16 protein-coding genes are annotated in these 13901 nt (G+C 66.6%); 3 read left to right on the plus strand and 13 right to left on the minus strand.

What is annotated here, in order from left to right; translation table 11 throughout:
- Nucleotides 1-32: 32 nt before the first annotated feature.
- From D5687_RS11495 to D5687_RS10635, 8 genes are all read right to left on the minus strand, one after another.
- Nucleotides 33-158: a hypothetical protein gene (locus tag D5687_RS11495; protein ID WP_255410314.1), complete on the minus strand. Its 126-nt coding sequence runs from the start codon at nucleotides 156-158 to the stop codon at nucleotides 33-35.
- A gap of 211 nt (nucleotides 159-369) precedes the next feature.
- Entirely contained in the window at nucleotides 370-678 is a 309-nt protein-coding gene (locus D5687_RS10605) for a BolA family transcriptional regulator (RefSeq protein ID WP_125199752.1), read from the minus strand.
- Between the two features lie 20 nt (nucleotides 679-698).
- Nucleotides 699-2717 (minus strand): bifunctional diguanylate cyclase/phosphodiesterase, encoded by a 2019-nt coding sequence (locus D5687_RS10610; RefSeq protein WP_125199753.1) that lies wholly within the window; start codon nucleotides 2715-2717, stop codon nucleotides 699-701.
- Nucleotides 2714-4009 carry a PfkB family carbohydrate kinase gene (locus D5687_RS10615; RefSeq protein WP_125199754.1) on the minus strand — a complete coding sequence of 432 codons (1296 nt, stop codon included), beginning with the start codon at nucleotides 4007-4009 and terminating at the stop codon, nucleotides 2714-2716. Before D5687_RS10615 ends, D5687_RS10610 begins: the two co-directional genes overlap by 4 nt.
- 43 nt (nucleotides 4010-4052) lie before the next feature.
- Nucleotides 4053-4619, minus strand: coding sequence for a YfcE family phosphodiesterase (locus tag D5687_RS10620; RefSeq protein WP_240031486.1), 567 nt, complete (start codon nucleotides 4617-4619; stop codon nucleotides 4053-4055).
- The gene (locus D5687_RS10625; RefSeq protein WP_125199755.1) at nucleotides 4585-5778 is read right to left on the minus strand and encodes an SO_0444 family Cu/Zn efflux transporter; all 1194 of its coding nucleotides are present in this window, start codon (nucleotides 5776-5778) and stop codon (nucleotides 4585-4587) included. The genes D5687_RS10620 and D5687_RS10625 overlap by 35 nt, the downstream gene beginning before the upstream one ends.
- 107 nt (nucleotides 5779-5885) lie before the next feature.
- Entirely contained in the window at nucleotides 5886-6602 is a 717-nt protein-coding gene (locus D5687_RS11515; protein WP_125199756.1) for a LytTR family DNA-binding domain-containing protein, read from the minus strand.
- Nucleotides 6599-7672, minus strand: coding sequence for a sensor histidine kinase (locus D5687_RS10635; RefSeq protein WP_158611867.1), 1074 nt, complete (start codon nucleotides 7670-7672; stop codon nucleotides 6599-6601). The genes D5687_RS11515 and D5687_RS10635 overlap by 4 nt, the downstream gene beginning before the upstream one ends.
- A gap of 178 nt (nucleotides 7673-7850) precedes the next feature.
- On the opposite strand from D5687_RS10635, the gene argH reads away from it, so the two are divergent.
- Nucleotides 7851-9263 carry an argininosuccinate lyase gene (gene argH, locus D5687_RS10640; protein ID WP_125199758.1) on the plus strand — a complete coding sequence of 471 codons (1413 nt, stop codon included), beginning with the start codon at nucleotides 7851-7853 and terminating at the stop codon, nucleotides 9261-9263.
- Nucleotides 9264-9291: 28 nt separating this feature from the next.
- On the opposite strand, the gene D5687_RS10645 is transcribed toward argH, so the two are convergent.
- The 3 genes from D5687_RS10645 to D5687_RS10655 all read right to left on the minus strand — a co-directional run bounded on the left by D5687_RS10645 (nucleotide 9292) and on the right by D5687_RS10655 (nucleotide 10930).
- A complete protein-coding gene (locus D5687_RS10645) occupies nucleotides 9292-9582 on the minus strand; it encodes a type II toxin-antitoxin system RelE/ParE family toxin (RefSeq protein ID WP_125199759.1) in 291 nt (96 codons plus the stop codon).
- Nucleotides 9579-9803 carry an addiction module protein gene (locus tag D5687_RS10650; RefSeq protein WP_125199760.1) on the minus strand — a complete coding sequence of 75 codons (225 nt, stop codon included), beginning with the start codon at nucleotides 9801-9803 and terminating at the stop codon, nucleotides 9579-9581. The genes D5687_RS10645 and D5687_RS10650 overlap by 4 nt, the downstream gene beginning before the upstream one ends.
- Nucleotides 9804-10270: 467 nt before the next feature.
- Nucleotides 10271-10930 carry an alpha/beta hydrolase gene (locus tag D5687_RS10655; protein ID WP_125199761.1) on the minus strand — a complete coding sequence of 220 codons (660 nt, stop codon included), beginning with the start codon at nucleotides 10928-10930 and terminating at the stop codon, nucleotides 10271-10273.
- 129 nt (nucleotides 10931-11059) lie between these two features.
- Between D5687_RS10655 and pdxH the strand changes: the two genes are divergently transcribed.
- Both pdxH and D5687_RS10665 read left to right on the plus strand, forming a co-directional pair.
- Nucleotides 11060-11707 (plus strand): pyridoxamine 5'-phosphate oxidase, encoded by a 648-nt coding sequence (gene pdxH, locus D5687_RS10660; RefSeq protein ID WP_125199762.1) that lies wholly within the window; start codon nucleotides 11060-11062, stop codon nucleotides 11705-11707.
- Complete coding sequence (locus tag D5687_RS10665; protein WP_125199763.1) at nucleotides 11704-12396, plus strand: uracil-DNA glycosylase; 693 nt, start codon at nucleotides 11704-11706, stop codon at nucleotides 12394-12396. The genes pdxH and D5687_RS10665 overlap by 4 nt, the downstream gene beginning before the upstream one ends.
- Nucleotides 12397-12492: 96 nt before the next feature.
- Here D5687_RS10665 and D5687_RS10670 read toward each other — a convergent pair whose 3' ends face one another.
- Both D5687_RS10670 and D5687_RS10675 read right to left on the minus strand, forming a co-directional pair.
- Entirely contained in the window at nucleotides 12493-13245 is a 753-nt protein-coding gene (locus tag D5687_RS10670; RefSeq protein WP_240031487.1) for an RES family NAD+ phosphorylase, read from the minus strand.
- A 3-nt stretch (nucleotides 13246-13248) separates the two neighbouring features.
- Complete coding sequence (locus D5687_RS10675; RefSeq protein ID WP_125199764.1) at nucleotides 13249-13617, minus strand: MbcA/ParS/Xre antitoxin family protein; 369 nt, start codon at nucleotides 13615-13617, stop codon at nucleotides 13249-13251.
- Nucleotides 13618-13901 lie beyond the last annotated feature (284 nt).

Genomic DNA, 13901 nt, shown 5'->3' on the forward strand with positions numbered 1-13901 from the left:
CCGGTCTGTCTCACTCTCATGCAAAGGTAAGATCAACCATTTAATCCGCTTACCCCATCAACTTCGACTTCCTCCTCGCTTTCGTGGGCGAGTGCCGGGCTGATGGCCAATGGGGCCAGGGCCAACGGGGTGGCCAGTAGTAGGTGACGCGTTTTCATGAGGAACTCCTAACTGTTTGGAACGGATGCGATCACGGCGTCAAATTCGTGCTTCAGAAACGAAAATGCCCCAACCGGGGCATGCGCGTAACGACATTTGGCGGGGAGCCTAGTCGGTCGACCCATGGTTGTAAACAAACCCGACGATCTTTATCGGGATATGATCGAGACGTCTTCAGGCATCCATTCCATGTAGCAAGTTTTCCCCTGGTTAGTGCCCCCCACCCTGGCAATCCGGTGATACCGGCGCGTCCAGACGCTGCTCCCATTCGGCGGGGCTGTAGGTGTGCAGGGCCAGCGCGTGCAGGCCCTGTTCGAAGGCCGGCTTGAGCGGATCCTGCGCCAGTCGATGGCGGCGGATCAGGGGCAGGCCATCGAATTGCTCGCTGACCACCACCACGCGGAAGTGGCTTTCGACGCGGTCGCCGGCATGCTGCGTCGACTCGTCGGTGATCTCGAGATACCTCGGTTCGAGCGCGTCCCGCAGGGTCTGCTCGATCCATTGTGCGCGTGTCGTCATGGGTTCGGGCCTCTTGGTGGTTACAGCAGCCGCACGCCCAGTAACGGGCGAATGGCGTCGGCCGGTGTCGGGCGACCGATCAGGTAGCCCTGGAAGGAATGGCAACCGAGCGCGTCCAGAAGGTCTCGCTGCTCGGTGGTCTCCACCCCTTCGGCGATGATCTCGAGCGACAGGGCGTTGCCCATGGCGATGATCGCCCGGACGATCTCCAGATCGTTGCGGTCGCCGAGGATGTCACGCACGAAACCCTGATCGATCTTCAGCCGGTCGAACGAGAATCGCTTCAAATAGCTCAGCGAGGAATAGCCGGTGCCGAAGTCGTCCAGCGCGAGCTTCACGCCGAGCTCACGCACGGCATCCAACATTGTTGCCGCCTGTTCAGGATCATGGACCAGCGCGGTCTCGGTGAGTTCCAATTCCAGTCGTTCCGGCGGCAGGCCGGATATCTCCAGCGCGCGCGCGACGCGCTCGGCGAAACAGGGGGCATGCAGCTGCACGCTGGAGACATTCACCGAGACGGTGATCGCCTCGCCGGTCTCGCGGCCCCACTCGGCGGCCTGGCAGGCCGACTCGGTCATCACCCAGCCACCGACCTCGACGATCAGCCCCGATTGCTCGAGGAACGGAATGAACTCCTCGGGGCCGCACTGCAGTTGCGGATCGGGGGCTTCCCAGCGCAGCAGGGCCTCCACGCCCGTGACGGCCAGGCCGAGGGCGTCCTGCTGGATCTGGTAGACGAGATGAAAGCGGTCGTTCTCCAGGCTGTCGCGCAGCGCGCCCAGCATCTCGGAACGCCAGATCTGTCGCTCCGAGAGCTGCGGGCTGAAGACCGCCACCGGCTCGCGCTCGTTCTTCTTCGCCTCGAACATCGCCGCATCCGCCTGGGTAAGCAGCTGGGAGATGTAGCGACTGTGGGACGGCCAATAGGCGATGCCGGTACTGGCGGTCAGGATCAGATTGGTGGTCTCAAGCTCGAAGGAATGACGCATCAGCTCGCGCAGCGCCCCGCCCAGCACCTCCGGTCCGTCGCTGGGTTCGACGTCGCCGGCGAGGATGGCGAACTCGTCACCGGCGAGCCGGGCGACCAGCCAGTCCTGCGTCGCCCCCAGGTCGCGCAGCCGATCGGCCATCTGGCGGATTACCCGATCGCCTTCTTCGTGGCCGTGACAGTCGTTGATGCTGCGGAAACGGTCGAGGTCCAGCACGGCCACGGCCGCGTGACGGTTATCGCGGCCCAGTTCGTCGAGGCGGCGCTGGGCCTCGATCTGGAAGAAGCGGCGGTTGTAGAGATGGGTCAGCTCGTCGTGGATGGCCAGGTCTTCGTACTCGGCCTGGGCACGCAACTGGGCGGTGATGTTGCGCGCGATCACGATCATGGCGTGGCGCCGGCCGTCGGGGTCGAGGACCGGCTGCTTGATCGTGTCGAAGACCTGCTCCTCGCCTTCCGGCGATTTGATCACCTCGCTCTCGCGATGGAGTTCGTTGGCCTTCCAGGCGCGCTCGTCGGATTGTCGACAGAAGTAGAAGGCGTCTCGGAAGGTCGGCTCGGTCAGCTCGGCCAGCGAGTCGTCGTCCCGTCCCCACCAGGGCAGGCCTTCAAGGCGGAACAGGTTGAGCGCGGCCTGGTTGGCCAGCAGCCAACGACCCTGGCCGTCCTTGACCAGGATCACGTCGGGACTGGCGTCGATGAGCAGGCGGACCAGGCGCTCGGTTTCGGCCAGCGCCGATTCGGCGCGCTTCTCGCTGGTCACGTCCTGCAGCAGGTGCAGCTCGCGCGGGGTAGCCTCGGGGTCGGGGTGCGAGCCGAGGTGAAGGTGGCGATACACCCGGCGGTTGGCATCCTCGCTGGGCGGATGGCTGACCAGCCGCGGGGAGGCGTCTCCCTCGCGGTCGTCGAACATGCCTTCGAGTTTGCTGCTCGCCGGCATCGAGCGGGCCGCCCGGTTGATCAGGTGCAATCGGCCGTCGGCATCACGTCCGACCAGCGGGTCGGGCAATGCCTCGAGCCAATGCGAAATGTCATGTTGGCGATTCATCATCCCTGCGGGTTTCCCGACGAGTGTTCCTGGGGGCGTTCCTGTTCATCTCGCCGGCTTGCACGATCGGCCAGGTAGATCCGGTTGCCGATCCGTTCCAGATCGACGGGTTCGAGCCGTTGCCCCTCGCAGGGGCCGGCGGTGCACAGGCCATCGGCGAGACGGAAAAAGGCCTGATGCACGTTGCATCGCAGCTGGCGCTCGCCCTCGCGGGTCTCGAGGAAATCGTGCCGTTCCCGCGACAGCGGCGAGCCGTTGTGCGGACAGACGTTCCGCCAAGCGCAGACCCGCTCGCCGTCGCGGGTCACGATCAGTGGTGCCGGTCTGCCCCCGGACGCCTCGCGGCCTCGCGGCCAGACGCCGAGGGCATCCAACGGCTCGAGATCGTCGAGTCGGCAAAGCAGGTCCGGGTCGGCGGCCGGATCGTTCGGCCCCAGCCCGGCCAATCCGGCCTGTGTCAGCTTGCGCTCGGCCAGGCGGACGGCAAATTCCAGCGACTCCAGCGACCCCATTCCGCGCGCGCGGGCATGGATGAACCCGGCGATCAGGGTGTCGCCGGCAGCGATGCTGTCAATGACGGTATCGACCGGTTGCGCCGGAACATGAGCGGGCTCGGTCTCATCGGGTCGGGACAGCCAGGCCCCGCCGCTGCCCCAGCCAAGCACCAGGATCGCCTGCGGCGCCCAGCCGCGGGCCTCGCGCAGGAAGGCTGCGGGCTCGTCGAAGCCGCGACCACCGGCGAAGGCCTTGGAGAAGAAGATGATGTCGGGGAAGGACCAGAGCTGGTCCAGGTCCGGGCGGTCTTTCTCCACTTCCAGAGAGATGGGCTGGTCGGTGACCCGCGCGCGGGACAGGGCCAGCATGGCGGCCGTCTCGTCGCAGGCGCGCGCCTCGAAGTGCAGCCAGTCGTACTCGTTTGGGTCGAGCGCCATGAACGAGCCCAGGTCGAATTCCGGCAGGTCACGCCAGTGCACGATGGTGCGGCTGCCGGTGGCACGATTGACGGTGATGTAGGAGGTGGGCGCGTGACCCTCGACCCGGCGCGTGTGGCGGGTATCGATGCCGTAGCGATCCATCAAATCACTGATGCGTCGCCCGTCGGCATCGTCGGCCAGCACGCCGGCAAACTCGACCGGATGGCCGAACTGGCGCAGCAACCGCAGGTTGTTGGCGACATTGCCGCCCAGCTCGACGCGCTGGGAAACGGCGCGCTGCTCACTGTCCTCGGTTGGGTAGTGATCGAGCTCGTTGATGATGTCCAGCGTGGCAATCCCCACGCCCAGCACGTTCGCCATGAATCGAGAGTTTCCTGTCCTGAGTGACGATTCCCGGGTGAGTCTACGTGTCCCGGCCGCGCTTGGGGAGGGTGACGACCTCGACCCACCACTCGTCCACCGTGGCGGTCAGGCGCAGAAAGCCGATGCCGCCGAAGGCGCGCTGGCGCCCGGCGGCGCCCGGGTTGAGGACCCAGGGCGTCTCGTCGGTGTCGATCACCCGGCGATGGGTGTGGCCGTAGACGATCGCGCGCGCATCGGGGTGGCGGCGTCGCAGGCGCTCGTGACGGCTGCGGGCGGGGTTGACGCGGTGACCGTGCTCGATGACCAGCAGGCCACCGGGCAGTTGCAGATGCGCCTGTTCGGGTAGGGTCTCGAGCAGTGCCTCGGTCCCTTCTGGCCACTGGCCGGGGGTGTCGTTGTTGCCGCGTACGACCACCACGTGGCCGCTGGTCGGCGTGAGCTGGCGCAGTTCGCCGGGATCGAGCAGGTCGCCGGCATGGACGATCACGTCCACGTCGGCCAGCAGCGGCAGCAGGGCACGCTCGAGCGTGCCGTGCGTGTCGCTGATCAGGCCGACCGTGACCCGGTCGTGGTCACCGAGATCCATCCCGGTCTTGTGAACAGCCACAGGCTTCCTCTCCTGATCCGTGGCGTGGCACCTGACGGGCCTGCCGGCGGCGCCAGTAGGCGTGAATGGTGACGGCGGCGAGCACCGCAAGCGAGCCGATGCCCAGCCAGTTCGCTTCCATCGCATGGCCGGCTGCCGCACTGCTCGGCAGGCTCCAGTCGAACGCGTGCCACAGCAGGTCCAGGCTCACCCCGGCGACCAGCGCGCAGGCGATCACGGTCACCAGGTACACCCCGATCAGGCGGGTACCGAAGTGCTTTCTCAAGATGCCGAGCGTGCCGATATTGGTCGCCGGGCCGGCGAGCAGGAACACCAGCGCCGCGCCCGGCGACATGCCCGCCACCAGCAACCCGGCGGCGATCGGCGTCGAGGCGGTCGCGCAGACGTACATCGGGATGCCGATCACGGCCATCAGCAGGTAGCTGCCCACCAGCCCCCAGGCGTTGTCGAAAAAGCCGTCCGGGATCAGCACTACCGCGGTGGCGGCGATGGCCAGACCCAGGACCATCCACGGCACGATATCGATCAGCACCTGGCCGAAGGCATAGGCAAAGCCGCCGGAGAGGCGCTCGCGGGCGCCCGGGCCGGCCGGCACGTTGTCCCCGCAGCAGGCGGTAGCGGTGTCGTTTTCCGGGGCGCAGCAGCTTGCTGTCGAGGCGCTCGCCGGAGTGGTGTCACAGTAGCCGCTGTCCTTCTCCTCGCCACAGCAGCCCTCGGCGGCCGAGGTGCTTGTCGTGGCCGAGTCGGCCGGCATGGGTCCGGCCAGTCGGCCGCTGACCACGCCGGTGACGATGGCGCCAATGATCGCCGCGATCGGGCGGGCGATGGCATAGACCGGCCCCAGCATGCCGTAGCTGACGCTGATCGAATCCGGGCCGGTCTCCGGCGTGGCGACCAGGAAGGCCATCGACGGCCCGCGCCCGGCACCGGCGTCCTTGAGGCCCAGCACCGCCGGCACCACCCCGCAGGAACACAGCGGCAACGGGGCGCCGATGAACGCCGCGCGGGTGATCGCCCCGGTCGACTCGCCCGAGAGGTACTTGGCGATCGCCAGCTGGTCGGAGAACGCCTTGATCAGCGCGGCGATCACCAGCCCCAGCAGCAGCCAGGGGGCGGCCTCCAGCGTCAGGAACCACAGCTCGTTGAACCATTGCGTCATCGCGGACCTCCACGTGGACCGGGCGGGGGCGTGTCATTCCCCGGCAGGTAGTCCCCAAGTGTCGCACAAATGAAACAGGGCCCCGTCGTCCAGACCCGGGCGTGCGGTTATTCGTCGAGCGCGTCGCGCACCGAGCGCCAGGCGCGGCGGCTGATCATCAATGGCTCGTCGAGGTGATGGACGTGGCAGTGGTGCTGGCCGTCGTGGTGGCTGACCGAGTGGATCTGCGCGGCGTTGACCAGGCTGTTGCGGTGCAGGCGCAGCAACCGGCCGTCGAATCGTTCCTCGAGCTCGTTGAGGCTCGGTTCGATCCAGGCCTCGCGGCGCCGACCATCGGCCGGGTCGAGCAGGTAGAGGTGGGTGGCCTTGTCCTCGGCGACCGCCGCGACCACGTGCTCCGGGCCCAGGCGCAGTTCCTCGCGACCCAGGCGCACGGTCAGGGTCGGTCGGCGGGACTGGTGGCAGCGATTGGGGCGGGCGGCCCGCTCGATTGCCGCGCGCAGGGCCTCGGGCTCGATGGGTTTGAGCAGGTAGCCGGCCGGCGCGGTCTCGCTGGCGGGCAGGGCGCGGTCGGCGTGCGCGGTGGTGAAGACGATCGCCGGCGGCAGGTCGGCCTCGCGCAGGCGATGGGCCAGTCGAATGCCGTTCTCGCCGGGCATCTCGATGTCGAGGAACACCAGGTCCGGCACCGTGCGCATCGCCGCGCAGGCCTCGTCGGCGTTGCCGGCCTCGGCGACCACCTCGATGCCGCCCAGTCGACCGAGCAGGCGGCGCAGCCGGTCGCGGGCCAGCGGTTCGTCGTCGACGATCAGGGCGCGGATCATGGCGTGGCCTCGCCGTCGGTGCGTGGCAGCACCAGCTTGACCCGGAACCGCCCGTCGACCGGGCCGGCGCGCAACGAGGCCGCCTCGCCGAACATCAGCGCGAGCCGGTCGCGGATGTTGGCGAGCGCCATGCCGTTGCCGTGGTGATCGTCACCGGCAACCAGGTCGTTCTCGATCACCAGCCCGATCGACCGGCTGCCCACCCGGCACTCGACCCGGATCGGGCCGGGGCCGGCTTGGCGCTCGACGCTGTGTCGCACGGCGTTCTCCACCAGCGGCTGGAGCGTGAGGATCGGCAGGGAGATCGCGGGCAGCGGCTCGGGCAGCTGCCAGTCGACGTGCAGGCGCTCGCCCAGTCGCCAGTGCTCGATGTCGAGGTAGCGGCGCGCGAGCTCCACTTCCTCGGCGAGCGTGCTGGTCGAGTCGCTGGCCAGCGCGGCGCGGAACACGCGCGAGAGGTCCAGCACGGCCTGCTCGGCGGCCTCGGGTCGATCATGGACCAGCTCGGCGACCGTGTTGAGGCTGTTGAACAGAAAGTGCGGCCGGATGCGCGCGTGCAGCGCCGACAGGCGCGCCTCGGCGGCGGCATTGATCTGGCGGGCATTGCCCAGGTGCAGCGAGAACACCCAGATGCCGATCAGCCCCACCAGCAGGGCGATGGCGAGGTTGTGCAGCAGGAACTCGCCGGCGGTCTCCTGCGGCTGCCAGCCGATCGACTGCAGTGCACCGAAGGCGACCGCACTGGTCACGGCGGTGACGGTGAGCAGCAGCGCCACGATGATGGTCAGGAGTGCCGGTAACGGCAGCCGGTCGAGCCAGCGGCGCGTGGCACAGAGCAGCGCTACGGTCACCAGCGCGATCCAGGTCACCAGCCAGAGCGTCGTGCCGAAGCGCGCCCAGCGTTCCGGGCCCACGCCAGGCACGAGCGTCAGCAGCAGAGAGAGTGCCGCGCCCATCGCCAGCGTGATCAGGATCACTCGCGCGGTGCAGAACGCTGGCAGCGCCGCGGGCAGCAACGTGCGGTCGCGGGCGGTTTCCGAGGCGGATGCGTTGGTCGGCTGGGGCGGCAAGCGGGCGACTCCTTTCGCGTCAGAGACCTGACGCCGTCTATCTTGCCTCAAGGTTTCACGTGAATCGATTCGGGTCTCAGGGCGTCGGCGCTGGCTGCGATATACTCGCGCCACGTTCAAACGCCGACGGCGGCCCGCACGGCCGCTCCGATGCGAACCCGATTTCCCGAGGACAACCATGACCGATCGCGACGACAAGCCAGCCGCCAAGCTCTGGGGCGGCCGTTTCTCCGAGCCCACCGACGCCTTCGTCGAGGCCTTCACCGCCTCGATCGGCTTCGACCAGCGCCTCTATGACGAGGACATCACCGGCTCGATCGCCCATGCCCGCATGCTCGCGCGCGTCGGCGTGATCACCGAGGACGAGGCCAAGAAGATCGTCCGCGGGCTCGAGGACATCCGCGGCGACATCGAGCGCGGCGATCTCGCCTGGTCGGTGGAGCTCGAGGACGTGCACATGAACATCGAGGCGCGCCTGATCGACCGCATCGGCGACGTCGGCAAGAAGCTACACACCGGCCGTTCGCGCAACGACCAGGTCGCCACCGACATCCGCCTGTTCATGCGCCGCGCCGTCGACGCGATCATCGAGGAAGCCAACCGCCTGCGCCGCGGGCTGGTGGATCTCGCCGAGGCCGAGGCCGAGACCGTCATGCCCGGCTTCACCCACCTGCAGGTCGCCCAGCCGGTCAGCTTCGGTCATCACATGCTCGCCTGGCACGACATGCTCGAGCGCGACGTCGAGCGGCTGATCGATACCCGCAAGCGCATCAACATCATGCCGCTGGGATCGGCCGCGCTCGCCGGCACCTCCTACCCGCTCGACCGCGACTGGGTGGCCAACGAGCTGGGCTTCGACGGCATCAGCGAGAACTCGCTCGACGCGGTTTCCGATCGCGACTTCCAGATCGAATTCCTGTCGGCGGCCTCGATCCTGATGATGCACCTGTCGCGCATGAGCGAGGAGCTGGTGCTCTGGACCTCCGCGCAGTTCAACTTCATCGAACTGCCCGACCGCTTCTGCACCGGCAGCTCGATCATGCCGCAGAAGAAGAACCCCGACGTGCCCGAGCTGGTGCGCGGCAAGACCGGCCGCGTCTACGGCAGCCTGTTCTCCCTGCTCACCCTCATGAAGAGCCAGCCGCTGGCCTACAACAAGGACAACCAGGAGGACAAGGAGCCGGTCTTCGACGCCGTCGACACCCTGATGGGCTCACTGCGGGCGTTCGCCGACATGATCCCGGCCATCGAGCCCAACCGTGAGCGCCTGCGCGAGGCCGCCCGCCAGGGCTTCTCCACAGCCACCGATCTGGCCGACTACCTCGTGCGCCGTGGCGTGGCCTTCCGCGATGCCCACGAGATCGTCGGCAAGGCCGTGCGCCACGCCACCGAACAGGGCTGCGATCTGGCCGACCTGCCGCTGGTCGAATTGCAGGCCATCTCGGGTCACATCGAGAAGGACGTCTTCGACGTGCTCACCGTCGACGGCTCCATGGCCGCCCGCGACCTGCCCGGCGGCACCGCGCCCAAGCGCGTCCGGGCGCGGGCCGTGGCGGCACGGGCGGCGCTGGATGCGTTCAAGATTGTCTGATCGCCTTGGGCGTTACCGGCGCTGAAAATCAGCGCCTTTCCTTCCAGTAGCCCGGTTGGCGGTGCAAGTGCATGATCGCCAGCACCAGCAGTTCGTCGGCGTCATGGGGGTATATGACGCCGTAAGGGAATCGTCTTGCCAATGTCCGTCTGACAGCCTCGTCCAGGCGGGGCCATGCCTGTGGGTACTCGACGGCACGTTGGACTGCCGAGTGTATTTCGAGCGCGAAATCCTGCCCGAGTCCCGGTTCGAGCGATTCGTAATGCACCGCCGCCACTTCCAGCTCTTCCGCCGCGGCCGGATGAAAAGCGACCCTCATCCCCGCAAGCGGGTCCAGAGGTTGCGGAACACGTCATCTCCGGCGATTGGGGTGGCAGAGCCAGACCGGATTTCCGCCAGCCGCTTCCGGGCCTCTTCCGTCCACTGATCATCCAGCTCGGTCTTCGGCTGGTTCAGGCTTTTGAGCAGTGAGTCGACAAGCAGCGCTCGTTCTTCCACCGGAAGGGAAGTCGCCTCGTCGAGCAGTTGTTTGGTATCCATCGGTTGTCTCCGGTCTTACGTCTTGGGTGAGTATGCCTCATCAAACAGTGTGCATTCGACGAGCAAATCATCGCCATAGTCGTGGCTGGCCAATGTCCACGCTCACAAGTGTTCCGGTTAAGCGGAGAATGGTCTTAATGTGGGTGATTTTCTATTAAGTCGTTTCCAAAACGGCTCATAGGCATTAAGGAGCTTACGATGCTGCTCATGCGGGATTTCCACTCAATGACTTCCAAATCTTCGCTGTCTTTCAATGCCTCAATTTGTACGATCATGAAAACTATGGCGCCGTCGTATTCGTTCCCGCCCTGCTTCTTTGCATGTTTGGTGACATCGTTAAAAACTTTTGATTGCCAGCCTGGGACTGCGGGCTCGTAACCGAAACTCTCCCTGAGTATTCGTAGCACTTTTGTGCGATACCAAATGGTCCCAAACATTGCTGCCCCACGTTTTGAATTTTTGTGAAGTTAATTCTTTTGTTCCCGGGGTTTCGGGTGAACCTGTTCTGACAAGGTATAGGAAAGCCAATCTAAAATGTCATCAAGTTCTTCCTGAATGATGCCGTGCTCGACCGGATAATGACGCTCGGTGACATTGGTCAGCCCGCAGTCCTGCAGAAACGCATTCAGCTTGCCGGCGGCATGCACGGGCACCAACGGGTCGTGCGTACCGTGGCCGATGAATACGGCCGGGTTGCGGCCGTCAGTGGGCTTGGCGATCTGTTCGGGGGCGGCGAGCCAGGTGGAGAGCATGATGGCGGCCAGCGGCGGGTGCGGCAGGGTCAGGGCCAGCCGGGCGGTGAGCACGCCGCCCTGCGAGAAGCCGCCGAGGATGTAGGGATCGTCACCGACCTGGTCGGCGATCTCCTGCTCCAAGTCGGCGGTAATGCCGGCGAGGCTGTCGCGGTCGACGTCGATGCTGCCGTTGTCGGCGATCAGGTCGAACCAGCTGGGCATGGGCATGCCGCCGTTGAGCGAGACCGGCGAGACGGGCGCGTCCGGGCGGTGGACCTGCCAGTGGAGGTCGGTCAGCGGCACGCGCTCGGTGATCAGGTCGCTGATCGGGGCGAGGTCGTCGCCGTCGGCGCCGAGGCCGTGAAACAGGAACAGGTGCAGCGGTCGGTTCATCGTCCGTGGTCCTTTCTTAAAGCATGTGGTTCGTCCAATCGGCCCCGGGCTGACCCGCAGAGTCGTTGGCGAACCGTGCAGAGGTTCCCTATAGTCTCGCACGGCAAACCCCTTGTATCAGGAGCACCCATGGCGGGCGAATTCGACCACCGTGCCGACCGGCGCGACTACCTCCACGGCGAGTTGGATCGCCACGACCTGGCCGACGACCCGGTCGACCAGCTGGCCAGCTGGCTGATCGCTGCGCGCGAGGCGGGCAACTTCGACCCCACCGCGATGTGCGTCTCGACCGTCGACGCCGACGGCTGGCCCTCGGCGCGCTACGTGCTGTTGAAGCACTTCGACGCCCGCGGCCTGTGCTTCTACACCGACACCCGCAGCCGCAAGGGTCGGGAACTCGACGCCAACCCGCGCGCTGCCATCACCTTCTTCTGGCCGGAGGTCGACCGGCAGGTACGCGTGGCCGGCACGGTCGAGCGCTTGTCCGACGAGGACAACGAGGCCTACTTCCGCCAACGCCCGCGCGGCTCGCGGCTGGCGGCGATCACCTCCACTCAGAGTGCGGCGATCGAATCCCGCGAAGCACTCGAGGCGCGTTTCGAGGAGATGGCCGAGCGCTACCCGGAAGGCGATGTGCCGCGCAACCCGGCATGGGGCGGTTACCGCGTGGTGCCGCGCGAGTGGGAGTTCTGGCAGGGCCGCCCGTCGCGGTTGCACGACCGGTTCGCCTACGTGCACAACGGTGACGGCTGGATCATCGAACGCCTGATGCCATGACGGATTCCGCACTTCAACGCGTCCAGATGGAGCCGGCGTGGCGCGAGGCGCTCGCCCCGGTGCTGCTCGATACGCCCATGCAGCAATTGCGCGAGCGGCTGCTCGAACAGGGCAAGCGCGGCACGGTGATTCACCCGAAACCCGACGAGTGGTTCCGTGCCTTCAACCACACCCCGCTCGACGACGTGCGCGTCGTCGTTCTCGGGCAGGACCCCTATCCCACGCCGGGGCATGCCAACGGGCTGTGCTTCTCGGTGCGCCCGGACGTGCGCCCGCTTCCTAAATCGCTGCTGAACATCTTCAAGGAGCTGGCAGAAGACCTGGGCATCCAGAACAGCAACGGTGACCTCACGCACTGGGCCGACCAGGGCGTGCTGCTGCTCAACGCCGTGCTCACCGTCGCCTCCGGCCAGCCGGCCTCGCACCAGGGCATGGGCTGGGAGGCGCTGACCGAGCGGGCCATCCGCGTGCTCGCCGAGCAGCCGCGCCCGATCGTGTTCGTCTTCTGGGGCGCACAGGCACAGAAAAAGGCCGCACACGTGCATCGCCCCGAGCATCTGGTGATCAAGAGCCCCCACCCCTCGCCGCTCTCCGCCTACCGCGGCTTCTTCGGCTCCAAGCCCTTCTCGCGGATCAATGCGTTTCTCGAATCCCACGGCCTTGCGCCGATCGACTGGCGGACGGACTGACCTCTAGCCCGAAGCCAAGCAATGCGCTTCCTGTGGGTCGGGCTTCAGCCCGGCAACGTGCGGGCGGGCCATTCTGGCTGAGCGGAGGCTTGCCGCTCAGACGGCCGGCTGCGGCAGCTGTCCGTCGACGCGGAAGGTGTCGGCGGGGAAGCGTTCGATGCGTCCGCCGGTGAGCTGGAGGAAGGTGACGAGCTCGCCGGTCACCTCGCACAGCCACCCTTCCCACTCGGTCGGCGATCGTGAGGTCAGGGCCGATGGTTCGAACAGGCCGACATTGATGCCACCGCGCGGATCGCGGGCGGAGGGAAATTCGAAGCCCAGTATCCCGGCCTCGCGCATGGCCCGGCCGAGTTCCTGAGTGGTGCCATAGTCGGCCGGATCGGTCAGGACGGCCCGTTTCCGGTCGCAAGGTGGGCAGTGCAGCCGCAGCCCGCTATCCGTGTCGTACCGTGCGCGAAACAGGGTGTGACGGCTGCGAAGCGGGGATGAGGGCGGCGTCTGCATGCCGGACCAGAACACCAGCCGATAGTAGGCGGCCTCCGCCAGCGCGGTGTCGGTGGCCAGCGATCCGTAGAGCAGGGACGGCTCGAATCGGCCGCCGAAGCGCGACCCGTGCCTCAGCGGTGGATACCGGAAGGGCGTGAGCAGCAGGTAGTGGAGATCCTCGCTGCCGGGGCGTGGCGGGGGCTTGGTCGCCTCTAGCATCTCCTCGAGCACGCTCTGCTCCTCGAGGGTGTCGACCAGCCCGGTCGTCGCCACCTGCTCCTGGCTTTCCACGATGCGAGTCAGCATGCCGCCGACCGGCTCGATTCTCTCGGCGAGTTCGCACTCCTGCCACAGGTTCGGCACGCCTCAGACCTTGCCGCGAATCGCTTCCAGGTAGTCGTAGACATGCACCAGCCCGGCCACGGAGAGCATCTGCTCGGCCGGGATGCCGCCGGTGTGCCGGTTGGGCGTGTGCATCCAGTGCTTCATCTGCTCCTCGTTGCCGTCCATCAGCGCATACAGGCTTCGGTAGCAGCGGACGAGCAGCAGGGCCAGCTGGCCGTTCTGGCTTTCCGGGTCCACGCCCGAGCGGGTGATGGTCGAGCGGTTCTTGCCGACGATCCGGCCGATCAGTGTCTGACTCAGGCCGAGCCCGCGCCCGGCGTTGAACAGGGCCTTGGCCAGCACCATGGCCTTGTCTTTCGAGGCGTTGTTGGTGGCGACGGCGAGGGTCATGTCACGATTCCTGTGTTGCGTATTCCAACGATAGGCCCGGAAGTGTGCATATGCAACAACGACGCATGGCATTTTGCAGGCACGGCTTTCAAACGAAACCTCTTGTGGGAGCGACCCTGGGTCGCGAATCGCGCGGGACGCGCGAGTGCCGGGTTGGGCGGTGTGCAACGTCCAGATCGGGGCGGCCTCTGGGGCGGCCTTCGCGAGCCGGGCTCGCTCCCACAGGGTGCGTAGGAGATTCTATGTCTCCCCACAAGGGATTCTCGGCACGTAGTCAGTCTGTT

Source organism: Guyparkeria sp. SCN-R1 (assembly GCF_003932495.1).
Taxonomy (GTDB): domain Bacteria; phylum Pseudomonadota; class Gammaproteobacteria; order Halothiobacillales; family Halothiobacillaceae; genus Guyparkeria.

Bases quoted from the DNA above. Each gene is read 5' to 3' on its own strand.
- D5687_RS11495 (WP_255410314.1), bottom strand. From the start codon at position 158: ATGAAAACGCGTCACCTACTACTGGCCACCCCGTTGGCCCTGGCCCCA.
- D5687_RS10605 (WP_125199752.1), bottom strand. From the start codon at position 678: ATGACGACACGCGCACAATGGATCGAGCAGACCCTGCGGGACGCGCTC.
- D5687_RS10610 (WP_125199753.1), bottom strand. From the start codon at position 2,717: ATGATGAATCGCCAACATGACATTTCGCATTGGCTCGAGGCATTGCCC.
- D5687_RS10615 (WP_125199754.1), bottom strand. From the start codon at position 4,009: ATGGCGAACGTGCTGGGCGTGGGGATTGCCACGCTGGACATCATCAAC.
- D5687_RS10625 (WP_125199755.1), bottom strand. From the start codon at position 5,778: ATGACGCAATGGTTCAACGAGCTGTGGTTCCTGACGCTGGAGGCCGCC.
- D5687_RS11515 (WP_125199756.1), bottom strand. From the start codon at position 6,602: ATGATCCGCGCCCTGATCGTCGACGACGAACCGCTGGCCCGCGACCGG.
- argH (WP_125199758.1), top strand. From the start codon at position 7,851: ATGACCGATCGCGACGACAAGCCAGCCGCCAAGCTCTGGGGCGGCCGT.
- D5687_RS10645 (WP_125199759.1), bottom strand. From the start codon at position 9,582: ATGAGGGTCGCTTTTCATCCGGCCGCGGCGGAAGAGCTGGAAGTGGCG.
- D5687_RS10650 (WP_125199760.1), bottom strand. From the start codon at position 9,803: ATGGATACCAAACAACTGCTCGACGAGGCGACTTCCCTTCCGGTGGAA.
- D5687_RS10655 (WP_125199761.1), bottom strand. From the start codon at position 10,930: ATGAACCGACCGCTGCACCTGTTCCTGTTTCACGGCCTCGGCGCCGAC.
- pdxH (WP_125199762.1), top strand. From the start codon at position 11,060: ATGGCGGGCGAATTCGACCACCGTGCCGACCGGCGCGACTACCTCCAC.
- D5687_RS10665 (WP_125199763.1), top strand. From the start codon at position 11,704: ATGACGGATTCCGCACTTCAACGCGTCCAGATGGAGCCGGCGTGGCGC.
- D5687_RS10675 (WP_125199764.1), bottom strand. From the start codon at position 13,617: ATGACCCTCGCCGTCGCCACCAACAACGCCTCGAAAGACAAGGCCATG.